Annotated in this window: 13 protein-coding genes, 1 tRNA gene, 2 rRNA genes and 1 riboswitch (1 of these 17 cut by a window edge); of the genes, 14 read left to right on the forward strand and 2 right to left on the reverse strand. The window is 56.9% G+C overall.

All coding sequences use genetic code 11. From position 1 onward, the window contains the following. The 4 genes from ATU_RS00280 to recQ all read left to right on the forward strand — a co-directional run. Positions 1 to 2,341 (forward strand): 23S ribosomal RNA (locus ATU_RS00280) (it extends 481 nt beyond the left edge of the window). 267 nt (positions 2,342 to 2,608) lie between these two features. Beyond that, positions 2,609 to 2,723 (forward strand): 5S ribosomal RNA (gene rrf, locus ATU_RS00285). Between the two features lie 240 nt (positions 2,724 to 2,963). After that, positions 2,964 to 3,040, forward strand: a tRNA-Met gene (locus ATU_RS00290). A 155-nt stretch (positions 3,041 to 3,195) separates the two neighbouring features. Then, positions 3,196 to 5,004, forward strand: a complete 1,809-nt coding sequence (gene recQ / locus ATU_RS00295) for a DNA helicase RecQ (protein WP_010970631.1) — start codon at positions 3,196 to 3,198, stop codon at positions 5,002 to 5,004. Positions 5,005 to 5,053: 49 nt separating this feature from the next. Here recQ and ATU_RS00300 read toward each other — a convergent pair whose 3' ends face one another. Continuing rightward, complete coding sequence (locus ATU_RS00300) at positions 5,054 to 6,286, reverse strand: ROK family transcriptional regulator (protein WP_010970632.1); 1,233 nt, start codon at positions 6,284 to 6,286, stop codon at positions 5,054 to 5,056. Between the two features lie 264 nt (positions 6,287 to 6,550). On the opposite strand from ATU_RS00300, the gene ATU_RS00305 reads away from it, so the two are divergent. From ATU_RS00305 to nrdF, 8 genes are all read left to right on the forward strand, one after another. Beyond that, positions 6,551 to 7,573, forward strand: coding sequence for a sugar ABC transporter substrate-binding protein (locus ATU_RS00305; protein ID WP_006309888.1), 1,023 nt, complete (start codon positions 6,551 to 6,553; stop codon positions 7,571 to 7,573). A gap of 224 nt (positions 7,574 to 7,797) precedes the next feature. Beyond that, entirely contained in the window at positions 7,798 to 8,880 is a 1,083-nt protein-coding gene (locus ATU_RS00310) for an ABC transporter permease (RefSeq protein ID WP_006309889.1), read from the forward strand. Further along, positions 8,880 to 9,662 (forward strand): ATP-binding cassette domain-containing protein, encoded by a 783-nt coding sequence (locus ATU_RS00315; protein ID WP_006309890.1) that lies wholly within the window; start codon positions 8,880 to 8,882, stop codon positions 9,660 to 9,662. Before ATU_RS00310 ends, ATU_RS00315 begins: the two co-directional genes overlap by 1 nt. After that, positions 9,659 to 10,288 carry a nucleoside triphosphate hydrolase gene (locus ATU_RS00320; protein WP_010970633.1) on the forward strand — a complete coding sequence of 210 codons (630 nt, stop codon included), beginning with the start codon at positions 9,659 to 9,661 and terminating at the stop codon, positions 10,286 to 10,288. Before ATU_RS00315 ends, ATU_RS00320 begins: the two co-directional genes overlap by 4 nt. Before the next feature lie 132 nt (positions 10,289 to 10,420). Further along, positions 10,421 to 10,644, forward strand: a riboswitch (cobalamin riboswitch). A 308-nt stretch (positions 10,645 to 10,952) separates the two neighbouring features. Then, on the forward strand, positions 10,953 to 11,174 hold the full coding sequence (gene nrdH / locus ATU_RS00325; RefSeq protein WP_010970634.1) for a glutaredoxin-like protein NrdH: 222 nt from the start codon (positions 10,953 to 10,955) through the stop codon (positions 11,172 to 11,174). A 13-nt stretch (positions 11,175 to 11,187) separates the two neighbouring features. Continuing rightward, positions 11,188 to 11,586, forward strand: coding sequence for a class Ib ribonucleoside-diphosphate reductase assembly flavoprotein NrdI (nrdI, locus tag ATU_RS00330; RefSeq protein ID WP_006309893.1), 399 nt, complete (start codon positions 11,188 to 11,190; stop codon positions 11,584 to 11,586). Beyond that, positions 11,574 to 13,760 carry a class 1b ribonucleoside-diphosphate reductase subunit alpha gene (gene nrdE / locus ATU_RS00335; RefSeq protein ID WP_080728778.1) on the forward strand — a complete coding sequence of 729 codons (2,187 nt, stop codon included), beginning with the start codon at positions 11,574 to 11,576 and terminating at the stop codon, positions 13,758 to 13,760. The genes nrdI and nrdE overlap by 13 nt, the downstream gene beginning before the upstream one ends. A 16-nt stretch (positions 13,761 to 13,776) precedes the next feature. Then, the gene (gene nrdF / locus ATU_RS00340; RefSeq protein WP_010970636.1) at positions 13,777 to 14,751 is read left to right on the forward strand and encodes a class 1b ribonucleoside-diphosphate reductase subunit beta; all 975 of its coding nucleotides are present in this window, start codon (positions 13,777 to 13,779) and stop codon (positions 14,749 to 14,751) included. 29 nt (positions 14,752 to 14,780) lie between these two features. On the opposite strand, the gene ATU_RS00345 is transcribed toward nrdF, so the two are convergent. Continuing rightward, positions 14,781 to 15,893, reverse strand: a complete 1,113-nt coding sequence (locus ATU_RS00345) for an alpha/beta hydrolase (protein WP_035256033.1) — start codon at positions 15,891 to 15,893, stop codon at positions 14,781 to 14,783. A 151-nt stretch (positions 15,894 to 16,044) separates the two neighbouring features. On the opposite strand from ATU_RS00345, the gene recF reads away from it, so the two are divergent. Together recF and ATU_RS00355 are read left to right on the forward strand one after the other, a co-directional pair. Then, on the forward strand, positions 16,045 to 17,172 hold the full coding sequence (gene recF, locus ATU_RS00350; RefSeq protein WP_010970638.1) for a DNA replication/repair protein RecF: 1,128 nt from the start codon (positions 16,045 to 16,047) through the stop codon (positions 17,170 to 17,172). Positions 17,173 to 17,194: 22 nt separating this feature from the next. After that, positions 17,195 to 17,956 (forward strand): molybdopterin-synthase adenylyltransferase MoeB, encoded by a 762-nt coding sequence (locus tag ATU_RS00355; RefSeq protein WP_010970639.1) that lies wholly within the window; start codon positions 17,195 to 17,197, stop codon positions 17,954 to 17,956.

Genomic DNA, 17,956 nt, shown 5'->3' on the forward strand with positions numbered 1-17,956 from the left:
GACCGATAGCGAACAAGTACCGTGAGGGAAAGGTGAAAAGCACCCCGACGAGGGGAGTGAAATAGAACCTGAAACCGGATGCCTACAAACAGTCGGAGCCCGAGCCTTTTAGTAGGTTGGGTGACGGCGTACCTTTTGTATAATGGGTCAACGACTTAGTGTAACTAGCAAGCTTAAGCCGGTAGGTGTAGGCGCAGCGAAAGCGAGTCTGAATAGGGCGATTTAGTTAGTTGCATTAGACCCGAAACCGAGTGATCTAGCCATGAGCAGGCTGAAGGTTGGGTAACACCAACTGGAGGGCCGAACCCGTATCTGTTGCAATAGATTGGGATGACTTGTGGCTAGGGGTGAAAGGCCAATCAAACTCGGAAATAGCTGGTTCTCCGCGAAATCTATTTAGGTAGAGCGTCGACCGAATACCCTCGGGGGTAGAGCACTGGATGGGCTATGGGGACTCACCGTCTTACTGATCCTAACCAAACTCCGAATACCGAGGAGTACTAGTCGGCAGACACACGGCGGGTGCTAACGTCCGTCGTGAAAAGGGCAACAACCCTGACCTCCAGCTAAGGTCCCCAAGTCATGGCTAAGTGGGAAAGGATGTGAGGATCCCAAAACAACCAGGATGTTGGCTTAGAAGCAGCCATCATTTAAAGAAAGCGTAACAGCTCACTGGTCTAAATAAGGGTCTTTGCGCCGAAAATGTAACGGGGCTAAAGCCATGCACCGAAGCTGAGGATTGTGGCAACCTTCGGGTTGCTTCAGTGGTAGCGGAGCGTTCCGTAAGTCTGTGAAGGCGGACCCGTGAGGGCTGCTGGAGATATCGGAAGTGCGAATGTTGACATGAGTAACGATAAAGGGAGTGAGAGACTCCCTCGCCGAAAGACCAAGGGTTCCTGCTTAAAGTTAATCTGAGCAGGGTTAGCCGGCCCCTAAGACGAGGCGGACACGCGTAGTCGATGGGAACCACGTTAATATTCGTGGGCCTGGTGGTAGTGACGGATCTCGTGTGTTGTACATTCTTACTGGATTGAATGTGCGGCGAAGAGGTTCCAGGAAATAGCTCCACCGTATAGACCGTACCCGAAACCGACACAGGTGGTCAGGTAGAGTATACCAAGGCGCTTGAGAGAACTATGTTGAAGGAACTCGGCAAATTGCACGCGTAACTTCGGAAGAAGCGTGACCCTTTTGTACGCAAGTATGATGGGGTGGCACAGACCAGGGGGTAGCGACTGTTTATCAAAAACACAGGGCTCTGCGAAGTAGCAATACGACGTATAGGGTCTGACGCCTGCCCGGTGCTGGAAGGTTAAAGGGAGGGGTGCAAGCTCTGAACTGAAGCCCCAGTAAACGGCGGCCGTAACTATAACGGTCCTAAGGTAGCGAAATTCCTTGTCGGGTAAGTTCCGACCTGCACGAATGGCGTAACGACTTCCCCGCTGTCTCCAACATAGACTCAGTGAAATTGAATTCCCCGTGAAGATGCGGGGTTCCTGCGGTCAGACGGAAAGACCCCGTGCACCTTTACTATAGCTTTACACTGGCATTCGCCAAGGCATGTGTAGGATAGGTGGTAGGCTTTGAAGCATGGACGCCAGTTCGTGTGGAGCCATCCTTGAAATACCACCCTTATCTTCGTGGATGTCTAACCGCGGTCCGTTATCCGGATCCGGGACAGTGTATGGTGGGTAGTTTGACTGGGGCGGTCGCCTCCGAAAGAGTAACGGAGGCGCGCGATGGTGGGCTCAGACCGGTCGGAAATCGGTCGTCGAGTGCAATGGCATAAGCCCGCCTGACTGCGAGACTGACAAGTCGAGCAGAGACGAAAGTCGGTCATAGTGATCCGGTGGTCCCGTGTGGAAGGGCCATCGCTCAACGGATAAAAGGTACGCCGGGGATAACAGGCTGATGACCCCCAAGAGTCCATATCGACGGGGTTGTTTGGCACCTCGATGTCGACTCATCGCATCCTGGGGCTGGAGCAGGTCCCAAGGGTATGGCTGTTCGCCATTTAAAGCGGTACGTGAGTTGGGTTCAGAACGTCGTGAGACAGTTCGGTCCCTATCTGCCGTGGGTGTAGGAATATTGACAGGATCTGTCCCTAGTACGAGAGGACCGGGATGGACGTATCTCTGGTGGATCTGTTGTCCTGCCAAGGGCATAGCAGAGTAGCTATATACGGAATGGATAACCGCTGAAGGCATCTAAGCGGGAAACCAACCTGAAAACGAGTGTTCCCTATCAGAGCCGTGGAAGACGACCACGTTGATAGGACGGGTGTGGAAGCACAGCAATGTGTGAAGCTTACCGTTACTAATAGCTCGATCGACTTCTTCGTTCCCATTGATTATGTTCATCGAACAAAGGTCGATGACATCTGTTCTGTCTTCACGCTGACGTGGCCTTCGGCCACTACGCTGCAGACGGCGCGCCAAACGATTGGCGACGGACTAGCGTCCTGTATGGCTGCCAAGCTCGATCTCGAGTAAGGCAGGCAAACAGACCAGTCACAGAAAGACGTGTTAAATTAAATCAGACGAAAGTCTGCCAGCTTCTCGAAAACAACAGTCCATGTTAAAACATGAACAATGTTGCGTTTTGCCGACCTGGTGGTTATCGCGGGGCGGCTGCACCCGTTCCCATTCCGAACACGGCCGTGAAACGCCCCAGCGCCAATGGTACTCCGTCTCAAGACGCGGGAGAGTAGGTCGCTGCCAGGTCTGCAAAACGCAACTCAAAATCTTCTCATTCACATACCTCGGCCCAGCCGACACCAAGGGCCGCTATCCAAGCGGCCTTTCGTCGTTTAAGGCAGGGCTTTAAAGGCAATGAAATGGCGTACAAAATCTTGTGCGCCCCTTAAAGGAGATAAATTGTGCCGCAATTTATCTCCGGCAAAGATCCGTCGTCGCTAAAGCAACGACGTAACCGCGACATTCGGCCTTGCCGAATGCGCTGGACGCGGGGTGGAGCAGCCCGGTAGCTCGTCAGGCTCATAACCTGAAGGCCGCAGGTTCAAATCCTGCCCCCGCAACCAAAATTTAAACCCAATATCAAAAGGCTTCGAGGAAACTCGGAGCCTTTTTGCGTTCCTCCAGAAACGGTAACAGCCCTCAGAAAAGCCATCTCCGGCATTGCCAGGATGCCTGAAATGGACATGATGCGCCATCAAGCCCAGCATGGAAAAACGACGTGAATGCCGATCCCTTAAATATCCTCAAGGCCGTCTATGGTTATGATGCGTTTCGCGGACGGCAGGGCGAAATCATCCAGCATGTGGTGGCAGGCAACAATGCGTTCGTTCTGATGCCGACGGGTGGCGGAAAGTCGCTTTGTTACCAGATCCCTGCGCTTGCCAGAGAGGGCATGGGGCTTGTCGTTTCGCCGCTGATCGCGCTGATGGTTGATCAGGTTGCCGCGCTGCGTCAGGCCGGTGTAAGAGCCGAAGCTCTCAATTCAGACCTTTCTCCGGAAGAGCGCCGCACGCTCTGGCGGGATGTGCGAGCCGGCAATGTCGATATTCTCTACGCCGCGCCGGAAACTCTTTTGAAGCCTGATGTCCTTGATGCACTTCAATCCATTGACCTGTCGCTGATCGCCGTCGACGAGGCCCATTGCCTGTCGCAATGGGGGCATGATTTCCGACCGCCTTATCGCCAGCTCGATATGTTGATCGCGCGTTTTCCCAATACACCGAGGATGGCGCTGACGGCGACGGCTGACGAACCCACCCGTGCAGAGATTCTCGGCCATCTTGCCATTGATGAAGCTGATGCCTTCATTGCCGGCTTCGATCGCCCCAACATCCGCTATGCGATCATGGAGAAGGACAATCCCCGTACTCAGTTGAAACGTTTTCTCAACGGCCGGGAAAATGAAAGCGGCATCGTTTATTGCCTGTCGAAACGCAAAGTGGAAGAAACGGCGGCATGGCTGCGGGAAGAGGGCCGTGACGCGTTGCCCTATCACGCCGGCATGGATAAGGCCGCCCGCGAGGAAAACCAGACCCGTTTCCAGCATGGTGAGGCAGTCATCATCGTCGCGACGGTTGCCTTCGGTATGGGCATCGACAAGCCGGATGTGCGCTTCGTCGTCCATATCGATCTGCCCGGAAGCATCGAGGCCTATTATCAGGAAACCGGCCGGGCCGGGCGCGATGGCCTGCCGTCCGATGTATTGATGCTCTATGGTTATGAAGATATTGCCCTGCGCAACCGTTTCATCGAGGAGTCGGACGCTGCGGACCAGCGCAAATACATGGAACGACAGAAGCTCGATGCGCTGCTTGGCCTTGCGGAAACCGCGGGTTGCCGGAGGCAGGTGCTGCTCTCCTATTTTGGCGACCGGTGCGAGCCTTGCGGCAATTGCGATACCTGCTCGTCGCCGCCCGATCTATTCGAGGGGGCCATTGCCGCACAGAAGCTGCTTTCCTGCATTTACCGCACGGGAGAACGTTTCGGACAGGCCTATGTCATCAGCGTATTGCTGGGCGCGCAGGATGAACGGATTACAAAGTTCGGGCACGATAGCATCACGACTTACGGGATCGGCAAGGAACACGACAATCGCACCTGGCGGGCCATTCTGCGTCAGCTGGTGGCGTTGCGCCTGATTGAGGTGGATCTGTCCGGGCATGGCGGATTGTCCATTTCAGAGAACGGGAGGCGGTTCCTGCGCGAAAAGCCTTCCCTGATGCTGAGGATACCGTCAGCGCCGCGGTCGACACGACGGGATGCGCCACGGAATGCAATGTCGACGGCTCTGCCGGAGGCAGACCGGGGCCTCTTTGAGGCGCTGCGTGCCAAGCGCATGGAAATTGCCCGCGCACAGAACGTTCCGCCCTATGTGATCTTTCACGACAAGACCCTCATTGAACTCGCGGCGGCGAGACCTGCCTCTGCGAAGGAGATGGCGCAGATCGCCGGCGTTGGGCAAACCAAGCTGGAGCGATACGGTCCCGCCTTTCTTGACACGATAATGCAGCACGCTGCTGGTGAATAATCGCCAGATGAGCCAAAAAAGAGCCGGGTAAGGAACCCGGTAAAGGCTCTCAGCCCGTCGTATCCTTGAACAGAACGTTCTGATCGATGAGATAACGCGAAAACAGCGGAAGGCTTGCACCGCCGATTGCCCGAGCCTGGCTGCCAACCGCACCTTCGACGATCTCCGGCAGCGTGACACCCTGAAGATCGTGATGCTTCAGGGCAAGCCGGGTGGCGGAAACGATTCTTGTCCGAACCCAGTCGGGAAAGCCACCATCGATGATGACGCTGGAAAAATCTATAATGGAGGCCGCGGCAATAACAGCCTGGGCCAGCGCGGCGGCGGTTTTTTGAATCCAGTTTTCCAGCGGTTCGCCGAAGTCGATCCACTCGTCCGGGGAGAACCATAGGGGACGGGGATCAATGCCCCTTTCGCGCAGCATGTTTTCCAGAACGAAGATCGAGGCGATTTTCAGCAATTGAACCGTATTGCCATCCTGCCCTTGTACCGGCAATGGACCGATCGCGCCGGCGGTGCCCGTCTTTCCGGAAAACAGTGCTGAATTCAAGACCACACCACCGCCGATGAAGGAGCCGATGAAGACGTAAAGAAAATCCGCATAGTTCTGGCCCGCGCCGAAAACCAGTTCGGCACCGCAAGCGCTTGTGGCGTCATTTTGTAGAAAGACCGGGTAACTGATGCCATTGGCAATTTCTGAGCGGATATCGACGTCCCGCCACCGTTCCATTTCGGCTTGCGGGGCGCCCACTTCCTGGGCCCAGTTCCACAATTCGAACGGGGCGGCGATGCCGACACCGGCAATTTTTTGCCGCTCGACCGCAGAGAGTTTTGATTCGAGCTCGGATATGCCCTCTATGACAAAGGGCAATATCCACTCCGGCATGGGGTAGGGATAGGTCTTGCGGAGCTTGAGCCTGATGCGCCCGACGAAATCCATCAGCACGAGATCGACACTGCGACGGCCGATCTTGACGCCAAAAGAAAATACGGCATCGGGATTAAGGCGCATCGGCGTCGATGGCTGGCCCACCTTGCCGCGCAGTCTTTCGCCACGAATGAGAAGACCATCCTTTTCAAGCGAACGCATGATGACGGAAACGGTCTGCGCCGAAAGGCCGCAAAGTCTTGATATTTCGGCTTTTGACAGCCCGCCATGACGGCGAACGAGGGACAGCACGAGCCGCTCGTTATAAGCGCGCACCCCGATCTGGTTGGCACCGCCGCTCATATCCATGGTAGTGGGCGGCGCTTGCGGCGCCGTCTCGACAGATTGTCTCATAATGTCATCCTCCCGCCCGCCATATCCGCCGTGACCGATACAGGGGGCTTTATGGCAATCTTGCTATCGCAACGTTAAACGACGCGGCGATATTCCTCCTTGCCGCTTGTCAGAATGCCATACGGAATTAATAATTCAATCGGATTTATTTATTGACAGCCGTTTCCTTTGGTGGTTCCATCTGCATCAACGGTCGTCGATCTCGGAGGAGACGGGATCGTCGGGTAACCGTCACGGTGCTCAAATATCCATTGGGAGGATCTCATGAAGACCACTGTTTCCGCTCTTCTGGGCGCGCTCGCGCTTGGCGTTTCTTTCGCTTCCGCTGCATCTGCCGCCGATACGTCGGTTTGCCTGATTACCAAAACCGACACCAACCCCTTTTTCGTCAAGATGAAAGAAGGCGCGACCGCCAAGGCGAAAGAACTCGGCGTGACGCTGAAGTCCTATGCCGGCAAGATCGACGGTGATTCCGAAAGCCAGGTTGCCGCGATCGAGACCTGCATCGCCGATGGCGCCAAGGGTATCCTGATCACCGCATCGGACACCAAGGGCATCGTTCCGGCCGTACAGAAGGCGCGTGACGCCGGCCTTCTCGTCATTGCCCTCGATACGCCTCTGGAACCCGTCGATGCCGCCGATTCCACTTTCGCCACCGACAATCTTCTGGCCGGCGAGCTGATCGGCAAATGGGCCGCCGGTACCCTTGGCGACAAGGCCAAGGACGCAAAAATTGCCTTCCTCAACCTTACCCCCTCCCAGCCGACGGTTGACGTGCTGCGCAACCAGGGCTTCATGAAGGGCTTCGGCATCGACGTGAAGGACATCAACAAGATCGGCGATGAAGACGACAAGCGCATCGTTGGCCACGACGTTACCAACGGTAACGAAGAAGGTGGCCGTTCGGCGATGGAAAATCTGCTTCAGAAAGACCCGACGATCAACGTCGTCCACACGATCAACGAGCCTGCTGCTGCTGGCGCTTATGAAGCGCTGAAGGCCGTCGGCCGCGAAAAGGACGTACTGATCGTTTCCGTCGATGGCGGTTGCCCAGGCGTTAAGAACGTCGCGGAAGGCGTGATTGGTGCAACGTCCCAGCAATATCCGTTGCTGATGGCGGCGCTCGGTGTCGAAGCCGTCAAGAAGTTTGCCGACACGGGCGAAAAGCCGAAGCCGACAGCTGGCAAGAACTTTTTCGACACCGGCGTGACGCTGGTAACGGACAAGCCGGTCAAGGGCCTCGATTCCATCGACACCAAGGAAGGCCTGAAGAAGTGCTGGGGCTGATGCCGCGCCTTTGAAAAGCCGCGGGGGCAATCTGCCCCCGCCCATTAACCTGAATGGTTTAAGAGCTCGATCTGGGTGATCGGACAGAAACAAACGAGCGCGCCGGGCGACCGCTGACGGAACTGAGGCACGCTTCTCAACAGTTTGAATCTACGCATTATCCCCCTCCGGAGAGCGATCCCGGCTTCAGGGCTGATGCGATGGAGCGATCGGGAGGAAAATCCATGAGCGATCAGCCAGTGCGGGCGCAACCGCACAATGAATTTGAAAAAGTGCTGTCAGGAAGTTCGACCCAGGTCGCTGCTTTTGATACGCACAACAAGAGTTTGCTGGAAAAATTCCAGCACTTTCTGCATTCCAGCCCTGCGGCTGTTCCCCTGATCGTTCTGGTGCTGTCACTTGCCATCTTCGGCATGACGCTGGGCGGCAAGTTCTTTTCGGCTTTCTCGCTGACGCTTATTCTTCAGCAGGTGGCAATCGTCGGCATTGTCGGCGCGGCGCAGTCGCTGGTCATTCTGACCGCGGGTATCGATCTTTCGGTCGGTGCCATCATGGTTCTCTCCTCCGTCGTCATGGGCCAGTTCACCTTCCGTTATGGTCTGCCTGCGGAACTTTCCATTATCTGCGGTCTCGCAGTCGGCGCGTTTTGTGGTTTCATCAACGGCGTGCTGGTATCGCGCATGCGGCTGCCGCCCTTCATCGTCACGCTCGGCATGTGGCAGATCGTGCTGGCCACCAATTTCCTCTATTCGGCTAACGAGACGATCCGCGCTCAGGACATTGTCCAGCAAGCGCCCATTCTTCAGTTTTTCGGCAATAATATTCGTATCGGCAATGCCGTCTTCACCTACGGCGTTCTCGCGATGGTTCTGCTCGTCGCTTTGCTCTGGTATGTGCTCAACCGCACCGCTTGGGGGCGCCATCTTTATGCGGTCGGTGACGATCCAGACGCGGCTGAACTTGCTGGCGTTAACGTCAAGCGCATGCTGACGACCGTCTATACCCTGTCCGGCCTTATCTGCGCCTTCGCGGGTTGGGCTCTCATCGGTCGCATCGGCTCGGTGTCGCCGACTGCCGGTCAGTTCGCCAACATTGAATCCATCACTGCAGTGGTCATCGGCGGCATCTCGCTGTTCGGCGGACGCGGTTCCATCATGGGCATGATCTTCGGTGCGCTGATCGTCGGCGTCTTTTCGCTGGGCCTCAGGCTCATCGGGACAGATCCGCAATGGACCTATCTGTTGATTGGCGTCCTCATCATCTTGGCCGTGGCAATCGACCAGTGGATTAGAAAGGTAGCAGGCTGATGGCAAAAGAACCTATCCTCACAGCGCGCAATCTCGTTAAACGCTACGGTCGCGTGACCGCACTCGATAATGCTGACTTCGATCTTTATCCGGGCGAAATCCTCGCGGTCATCGGTGATAACGGCGCCGGAAAATCCTCGCTCATCAAGGCGATTTCCGGTGCGGTGACGCCCGATGAAGGGGAAATCAGGCTCGAAGGCCAGCCCGTCCAGTTCCGTTCGCCCATTGAGGCGCGCAAGGCGGGTATTGAAACGGTCTATCAGAACCTTGCGCTCTCGCCGGCGCTTTCCATAGCTGACAATATGTTTCTGGGCCGGGAGATCCGTAAACCCGGCATTCAGGGCAGCCTGTTCCGCGCGCTCGACCGTCCGGCAATGGAGAAATTCGCCCGCGAGAAACTGTCCGAACTCGGCCTGATGACGATCCAGAACATCAACCAGGCGGTGGAAACCCTTTCGGGTGGCCAGCGTCAGGGTGTGGCTGTGGCGCGTGCGGCAGCCTTCGGCTCCAAGGTCGTCATCCTCGACGAACCGACGGCGGCGCTTGGCGTCAAGGAAAGCCGCCGCGTGCTGGAGCTTATTCTCGATGTGCGCTCACGCGGTCTGCCGATCGTTCTGATCTCGCACAACATGCCGCATGTGTTCGAGGTTGCGGATCGCATCCATATTCATCGGCTGGGCAAACGCCTTTGCGTCATCAATCCGAAGGACTATTCGATGTCGGATGCCGTCGCCTTCATGACCGGTGCCAAGGAAGCGCCCCAGGAAACGCTTGCCGCATGACGCTGAAGCTTGAGACGATCGTCGAAGACGTGCTTCGACGGGCAGAGGGTCAATCCCGTTTCATCATTGCCATTGCCGGTCCCCCAGGGGCCGGCAAATCCACGCTGGCGGACGCGCTTTGTGATGCCTTGCGCGCTCGCGGCGAAACGGCCGCCGTGTTGCCCATGGATGGCTTCCATATGGACAACGGAATTCTCGAAGAACGGGGTCTGCTGTCACGAAAGGGTGCGCCCGAAACATTCGACGTGCGTGGCTTCCTTGATATCGTCTCCGCCGTCCGCGAGGGCGGGCAGGAAGTTCTTGTCCCGGTTTTCGACCGCTCCCGCGAGATCGCCATTGCCTCCGCCCGAGCGATTGCGCCGGACACGCGCCTGATCCTTGCCGAGGGCAATTATCTGCTGCTCAACGAGGCGCCATGGACGGTGCTTTCCGGGAGTTTCGATCTCACCATTTTTGTGGGTCCATCCGTCGCGGTGCTTGAAGAGAGGCTGCGCAACAGATGGCAGGGCTATGGGCTCAATGCCGCTCAAATCCACGCCAAACTGTTTGAAAACGATCTTCCCAACGGAAAAAGGGTGATCGAAAACGCCCGTCCCGCCGATATCCACATCGATATCTGGGAATAGATTAACACTTTTCCCCCTTGAGTGGCAGTTCCGATCTGCCGTTAAGCCTTTGTTGACCATGTGTTGAATCTTTTTGATCCACAGGGTGGGGCTTTTGTGTGTCTACTTATTGACGAGAAAATTTCCTCATATACTATATGTGGTGTTCAAGGTTCTTCCGATTCGCTAGGGTTGGGAGCTAAGACGGGAATTCGGTGCGTAACGCCATCACGGCGGAGCAAGGCCGAAACTGCCCCCGCAACTGTGAGCGGCGAGCATCGTTCCGATTTGAGCCACTGGAGCCAAAAGCTCCGGGAAGGCTGGAATAGATGTTGTGACCCGCAAGTCAGGAGACCTGCCTTGAGCGCAAATGTCCACGGGCGGGGTGTCCGGAGGAAGGTGTTTGACGCAAATGATTTGCGTGCGCCCTTTTCTGCCCCTCCAGAACAAGCTTCGGGGTGAAGTCATGCCAGTGCATTTCTTTGAGTTGCTACGCTCGTCGGCGTAGAAAGTGATTTTCCGCGGCTTGGAGTATGTCAGGGAATGGGAACCGGTTTTCCCGCCTGAAAATACGACGAACTCTCAAGCCGCGCGCCTCGCCTGAATGACAGATCCATCGCCACCCGATTGCGATTGCAATCGGCAATGTTGAGCCGTGTCCGAAATCGGCTTCGAAAGGGAAATTATGACCGTCACCGTTTACAGCAAGCCCGCCTGCGTCCAATGCACAGCCACCTATCGCGCGCTCGACCGCATCGGCGTTCCCTATGAGATTATCGACATTTCCGAAGATACGGATGCCCTCGATCATGTTCGCGGCCTCGGCTACATGCAGGTTCCCGTCGTCGTCGCTGGCGAGCGCCATTGGGCAGGTTTCCGGCCTGATATGATCGGCTCGATCAGCTGAGGCGGCGGGGGCGATGGGCCTGATCGTCTATTATTCCAGCCGTTCTGAAAACACCCATCGTTTCCTTCTGAAACTGGAACGGCGTTTGTTTCGCCTGCCGCTTGGCGCTGAGGAAGATGTGCCTCAGGTGTCGGAGCCCTATGTGCTCGTTACTCCCACCTACGGCGGCGGCGGCACGAAAGGGGCCGTGCCGAAGCCGGTCATCCGGTTTTTGAACGAGCCCTCCAACCGAAATCTCATTCGCGGTGTCATCGCGGCGGGCAACACGAATTTTGGCGCAGCTTTCGCATCCGCCGGAGATATCGTCTCGCGCAAATGCGCGGTGCCGTTTCTCTATCGTTTCGAGCTTCTCGGCACGGAAGAAGATGTCGCCAACGTCAAACATGGATTGGAACGATTTTGGACACGCTGACCTCAAGCGCGCTGCGCAAGGATGCCAAACAGCCCGTAGCCGCAAGCCAGAAACCGGTTGATACGGGACTGGATTATCACGCGCTGAACGCGATGCTGAACCTTTATGACGAGAACGGAAAGATCCAGCTCGACAAGGACCGTCTGGCTGCCCGGCAATATTTCCTCCAGCACGTCAACCAGAACACCGTCTTCTTCCATAATCTGCGGGAGAAGCTCGATTATCTGGTAACGGAGGGATATTACGAGCAGGAAGTGCTGGACCAGTACTCCTTCAATTTCGTCCGTGACCTCTATGACGAGGCCTATTCCCGGAAGTTTCGTTTTCCGACCTTCCTCGGCGCGTTCAAATATTACACGTCTTATACGCTGAAGACCTTCGACGGAAAACGTTATCTCGAGCGTTACGAGGACCGGGTCTGCATGGTGGCGCTGGCTCTTGCGCGCGGCGACGAGCAGCTGGCCCGTGATCTCATGGACGAGATCATTTCCGGCCGTTTTCAGCCGGCAACCCCGACATTCCTCAACGCCGGCAAGAAAAGCCGCGGCGAGCTGGTCTCGTGTTTTCTGCTGCGCGTGGAAGACAATATGGAAAGCATTGGCCGCTCGATCAATTCGGCTCTCCAGCTTTCCAAGCGTGGCGGCGGTGTGGCGCTGTCCCTGACCAATATTCGCGAATTCGGGGCACCGATCAAGCAGATCGAAAACCAGTCTTCCGGCGTCATTCCTGTCATGAAGCTTCTGGAAGACAGCTTTTCCTACGCCAACCAGTTGGGTGCACGCCAGGGCGCGGGCGCGGTCTATCTGCATGCCCACCACCCTGATATCATGCGTTTCCTCGATACCAAACGCGAAAATGCTGACGAAAAAATCCGTATCAAGACCCTGTCGCTCGGCGTCGTCATCCCCGACATTACCTTCGAGCTCGCCCGCAACAATGAGGATATGTACCTGTTCTCGCCCTATGATGTGGAGCGGGTCTATGGCGTGCCGTTGACGGAGATCTCGGTCACCGAAAAATATCACGAGATGGTTGCCGACAGCCGCATCCGCAAGAAGAAGATCAAGGCACGTGAATTCTTCCAGGTGATCGCCGAAATCCAGTTCGAAAGCGGTTACCCCTACATCATGTTCGAGGATACGGTGAACCGCGCCAATCCGGTCGCCGGCCGCATCAGCATGAGCAATCTCTGCTCGGAAATTTTGCAGGTCAGCGAAGCGAGCGAGTTCAACGCCGATCTCTCCTATAGCCATATGGGCAAGGATATCTCGTGCAATCTCGGCTCGCTCAACATTGCCTCTGCCATGGACTCCGCTGATTTCGGCAAGACGATCGAGACCTCCATCCGGGCACTGACCGCCGTATCGGACATGAGTCATATTTCCTCCGTTCCTTCGGTGGAAAAGGGCAATGATGCCAGCCACGCCATCGGCCTTGGCCAGATGAACCTGCACGGTTATCTGGCGCGTGAGCGCATCTTCTACGGTTCGGAGGAAGGTATCGACTTCACCAATATCTATTTCTACACCGTGACCTATCACGCCATCCGTGCCAGCAACCGGCTCGCCGTGGAACGGGGCCAGAGTTTCAAGGGCTTTGAGAACTCCAAATATGCCTCGGGCGACTATTTCGACAAATATACCGACCGGGAATGGTTGCCCGCGACGGAAAAGGTCCGCGACCTGTTCGAAAAGGCCGGTATTGCCATTCCGACGCAGGAAGACTGGACGGCGTTGAAACAGGACGTCATGGCATCAGGCCTCTATAACCAGAACCTTCAGGCCGTGCCGCCGACGGGCTCGATCTCCTATATCAACCACTCCACTTCTTCCATTCATCCGATCGTTTCGAAAATCGAAATTCGTAAAGAGGGTAAGATCGGTCGCGTTTATTACCCGGCTTCCTATCTCTCGAACGATAATCTCGAATATTATCAGGATGCCTATGAGATCGGGCCGGAAAAGATCATCGACACCTATGCGGCGGCCACCCAGCATGTCGATCAGGGCCTGTCGCTGACGTTATTCTTCCGCGATACCGCCACGACGCGCGATATCAACCGGGCGCAGATTTACGCCTGGAGACGAGGCATCAAGACCATCTATTACATTCGGTTGCGCCAGATGGCGCTGGAAGGCACGCAGGTTCAGGGCTGCGTTTCCTGCACGCTCTGATTTGAGGGACAAGAGAATGAACATCGCCGTAAAACCAGCGTCCCGCATCCGCGCGGTCAACTGGAACCGCATTGAGGATGACAAGGACCTCGAAGTCTGGAACCGCCTGACCTCGAACTTCTGGCTGCCTGAAAAGGTCCCGCTTTCTAACGACATTCCCTCCTGGGGAACACTGAAGCCGGAAGAACAGGAACTGACGATCCGTGTCTTCACCGGGCTGACATTGCTCGACACCATCCAGAACGGTGTAGGCGCCGTGCGCCTGATGCCGGATTCGGCGACGCCACATGAGGAGGCGGTGCTCTCCAACATCTCGTTCATGGAGGCCGTGCACGCCCGTTCTTATTCGTCGATCTTCTCGACGCTCTGCTCCACGCCTGACGTCGATGATGCCTATCGCTGGTCTGAGGAGAACGAGTTCCTGCAACGCAAATCCGCGATCATCATGCGGGAATATGACAGCGGCGATCCGCTGAAGAAGAAGATCGCCAGCGTGTTTCTGGAAAGCTTCCTGTTCTATTCCGGCTTCTACCTGCCGATGTTCTGGTCAAGCCGCGCCAAGCTCACCAACACGGCAGACCTCATCCGCCTCATCATCCGCGATGAGGCCGTGCACGGCTATTATATCGGTTACAAGTTCCAGCGGGCGCTGGACCGTCTTGGCGAGGCGCAAAGGCAGGAGATCAAGGATTTCGCCTTCGATCTCCTCCTCGAGCTTTACGACAATGAGGCGAAATATACCGAAGACCTTTATGACGGCGTCGGCCTAACGGAAGACGTCAAGCAGTTCCTGCATTACAACGCCAACAAGGCCCTGATGAATCTGGGTTATGAAGCGCTGTTTCCCGCCGAAGCCTGCCGGGTCAATCCGGCGATCCTCTCGGCGCTCTCACCCAATGCCGATGAAAATCACGACTTTTTCTCAGGTTCCGGCTCGTCCTATGTCATTGGCAAGGCGGTCGCCACCGAGGATGAAGACTGGGATTTCTGAAGCCGGGACTGTCAGCACAAGTCCACAAACTATTGCGGGTTCACCACCTGACTCGCAAGCCGGAAGGGGCTGGAGACGGTTGCGCCGATTGCATCGAACACGAAGGCGCCGGCGCGACCGATGCCGTTTTGTCCATTGCCGTTCCGGCTTGCCTCCAGCTGCGGCACCAGCGACGCCAACGCCGCGTAGCGGTCATGGTTGAGCGGATCCGAGGCTTTCAGGTTGGAAATATCCACGAACTGAACACCTTCCTTCAATGCTGCCTCCTGCACCTGGGGATCGGCGACATCCAGTGCGCCGATCCGCGTCACGTCTGCGCCCAGGATGGACGACGCCTTGAGGGCGCGGTCATCCTTGGAGACCAGGACTGTGAGGGGCGGATTGAGCCTGCCGACCACCTCGATCTGCTTGCGGAAGACATCGGCATCGATATCGGGTGCGGCCAGCACCACCTGCAGCTTGGCGATAACGTCATTTCGGCCCTCGAAGCGCAGTTGGCGCAACGCCTCCATGACAAGCCAGCCGCCCATGCTGTGACCGAACACGACAATGCTTTTGCGCGGGGTCTGCCGGGTAAGGTCGGTCAACAATGTGGCCAGTGCATCACGCGAGTAGGTCGCTGATTCCTTGTCGGCCACATAACCGGTGAGGTTGGCTTGCGACGGCCAGGAAAAGACCAGCGGTACACCATCCATATTTGCATCGGCAGCCATCTGCGCCGCGCGGAAGAGTGCTTCCTGATAGCTGTAATTATAACCGTGCACGAAAAGCGCGATCTGTTTGCCGGAGCGGGAAATATCGCCGAGATCGGTGGTGAAACTTGTCTTGCTCAGCATCTGCGCCTTTGTGACGACGAAATCCTTTTTCGCATCAGGTTTGCCGGTCGACCATTCTATTTTTCCACTCTTGTGGGTCGGTGGTATCGAAATATCGAAGCGGGCATAGTTCGGCTCGGCCGCGCGAAGGGCGCTGAACCCCTTTTTTGCCTCTTCGCTTTTTTCACGTGTACTCGCCACATAGGCGGTAACGATTTTCGCGTCCTTCGCCCTCGTATTGACGGCTTGCAGCACGTCCGCTCCCGGCCGCCCGGCGCAGGACGACAGAAGGCTGATCATAAGAACGAGAGAAATAATGAGGCGCATGGACGGGTTACCGGTGACAATGAAAGTCCATAAATAGCTGCCCGCTAAAAAAGTTGCCACTACTGAATAATTCGCGTGGTTTTGGTGCTGGTCGATGGGGTCTGGCATTCGCCACCTTGCCATCCGGCCAGCTTCGTTTTAGGCCGTAATGATGACGAACAAGGTGTCGCTTTCCCGACTGAAACTTACGGACTTCCGCAACTATGCGGCTGCCGCACTTGTGCTTGATGAGCGCCATGTGGTGCTGACCGGCGACAACGGTTCCGGCAAGACCAACCTTCTGGAGGCGGTTTCGTTTCTTTCGCCGGGACGCGGCCTGCGCCGTGCGGTCCTGTCCGACGTTACGCGCGTTGGCGCGGAAGCCACCGGTTTTTCGATCTTCGCCGATGTTGATGGCATGGATGGCGAAGTCGCCATCGGCACCGGGATCGAGGGTGATGGCGAGGTAGTGTCACGTCGCCTGCGGCTGAACGGTACGCCGGTGAAGTCCGTCGATGAATTGACCGACCATCTGCGGGTTCTGTGGCTGACGCCCGCCATGGATGGCCTCTTTACCGGTTCTTCATCGGACCGCCGGCGTTTTCTCGATCGGTTGGTCCTGTCGCTCGATCCGGGCCACGGCCGGCGGGCAAGCGATTTCGAAAAAGCCATGCGCGGCCGCAACCGCCTGCTTTCGGAAGGCCGTTTTGATCCGGTCTGGCTGGACGGCATAGAAAAACAGATGGCCGAACTCGGCATCTCCATGGCGGTCGCCCGTTATGAAATGCTCGGCCTGTTGAAGACCCTGATTGAAGGCAGGGCCGGCAATGCAGCCTTTCCGTCGGCAACGTTGTCGCTCGCCGGCTTTATGGATGACAGGCTGAACCGCCCGGCTGTCGATCTGGAAGACGAATATGGTCTCATGCTGCGGGATGGTCGGTATCGGGACGCAGCCGCAGGCCGCACGCTGGATGGGCCGCACCGGGTCGACCTTTTCGTGCGCCACGCGGAAAAGAACATGGAAGCCGAACGCTGTTCGACCGGGGAGCAGAAGGCGCTGTTGGTGGGGCTGGTGCTTGCCCATGCGCAGCTGACAGCCAATATGACCGGTTACGCGCCAGTTCTGCTGCTGGACGAAATTGCCGCTCATCTGGACGAGGGCAGGCGAGCCGCCCTGTTCGATCTCATCCACGCGCTGGGCGGTCAGAGTTTCATGACCGGAACGGATGCGGCCATGTTCTCCGCTCTCGGCGAGCGGGCACAGTTCTTCAATGTTTCCCATGGAGGCATCACGGCATGACGGCAGAGAAATGGAGGACGGCATGGACCCGCTGAGCCCGGAAGAAATCGAACGCTACAAGCGCCATATCCTGCTGCCGGAAATCGGCGGTGCCGGGCAGCAGCGGCTGAAAGCGGCGCGTGTGCTGGTGATAGGCGCGGGCGGTCTCGGCGCTCCCGTCCTTCATTATCTCGCCGCCGCCGGGGTCGGCACGCTCGGCATGATCGATGATGATGTGGTCTCCCTCTCCAATCTCCAGCGGCAGGTGATCCACGACACCGGCACCATTGGCGAGTTGAAAACGGAAAGTGCCCGCAAGACCATCGCCCGGCTCAATCCGCATGTCCGCACGCTTATGTATGAAGAACGTTTCTCGCAGGTCTGGGCGCACGACCACCTGCCATCCTTCGATCTCCTGATCGATGGTTCGGACAACTTCGATACACGTTACGCCGCAGCGGATGCCGCGGAGGCGGCAAAAAGACCGCTGGTCACAGGCGCTGTTGGTCGTTTCGATGGCTCGGTAACGGTCCTGAAACCCTATGAGACCAACGCGGAAGGCAGTTTGCTGCCGGGTTATCGCGACCTGTTCCCGGCGCCGCCGCCACAGGGCCTCATTCCCAACTGCGCGGAAACGGGCATTGTCGGCGCGCTGACCGGGGTCATCGGTACGCTGATGGCGATGGAAGCAATCAAGGTGATTACCGGTGCCGGTGAGCCCCTCATTGGAAGACTGCTGCTTTACGATGCTTTGTCGGCGCGGTTCGAAACGGTAAAATACAAACGTCGGGCAAGGGAGAAATAA

The sequence above is a fragment of the Agrobacterium fabrum str. C58 genome (assembly GCF_000092025.1).
Classification (GTDB): Bacteria; Pseudomonadota; Alphaproteobacteria; order Rhizobiales; family Rhizobiaceae; genus Agrobacterium; species Agrobacterium fabrum.

Excerpts from the sequence above, each read along its gene's own strand:
- ATU_RS00315 (WP_006309890.1), top strand. The coding sequence starts at position 8,880 with ATGGCAAAAGAACCTATCCTCACAGCGCGCAATCTCGTTAAACGCTAC.
- nrdF (WP_010970636.1), top strand. The coding sequence starts at position 13,777 with ATGAACATCGCCGTAAAACCAGCGTCCCGCATCCGCGCGGTCAACTGG.
- nrdH (WP_010970634.1), top strand. The coding sequence starts at position 10,953 with ATGACCGTCACCGTTTACAGCAAGCCCGCCTGCGTCCAATGCACAGCC.
- ATU_RS00355 (WP_010970639.1), top strand. The coding sequence starts at position 17,195 with ATGGACCCGCTGAGCCCGGAAGAAATCGAACGCTACAAGCGCCATATC.
- ATU_RS00320 (WP_010970633.1), top strand. The coding sequence starts at position 9,659 with ATGACGCTGAAGCTTGAGACGATCGTCGAAGACGTGCTTCGACGGGCA.
- ATU_RS00305 (WP_006309888.1), top strand. The coding sequence starts at position 6,551 with ATGAAGACCACTGTTTCCGCTCTTCTGGGCGCGCTCGCGCTTGGCGTT.
- nrdI (WP_006309893.1), top strand. The coding sequence starts at position 11,188 with ATGGGCCTGATCGTCTATTATTCCAGCCGTTCTGAAAACACCCATCGT.
- ATU_RS00345 (WP_035256033.1), bottom strand. The coding sequence starts at position 15,893 with ATGCGCCTCATTATTTCTCTCGTTCTTATGATCAGCCTTCTGTCGTCC.
- ATU_RS00300 (WP_010970632.1), bottom strand. The coding sequence starts at position 6,286 with ATGAGACAATCTGTCGAGACGGCGCCGCAAGCGCCGCCCACTACCATG.
- recF (WP_010970638.1), top strand. The coding sequence starts at position 16,045 with ATGACGAACAAGGTGTCGCTTTCCCGACTGAAACTTACGGACTTCCGC.
- ATU_RS00310 (WP_006309889.1), top strand. The coding sequence starts at position 7,798 with ATGAGCGATCAGCCAGTGCGGGCGCAACCGCACAATGAATTTGAAAAA.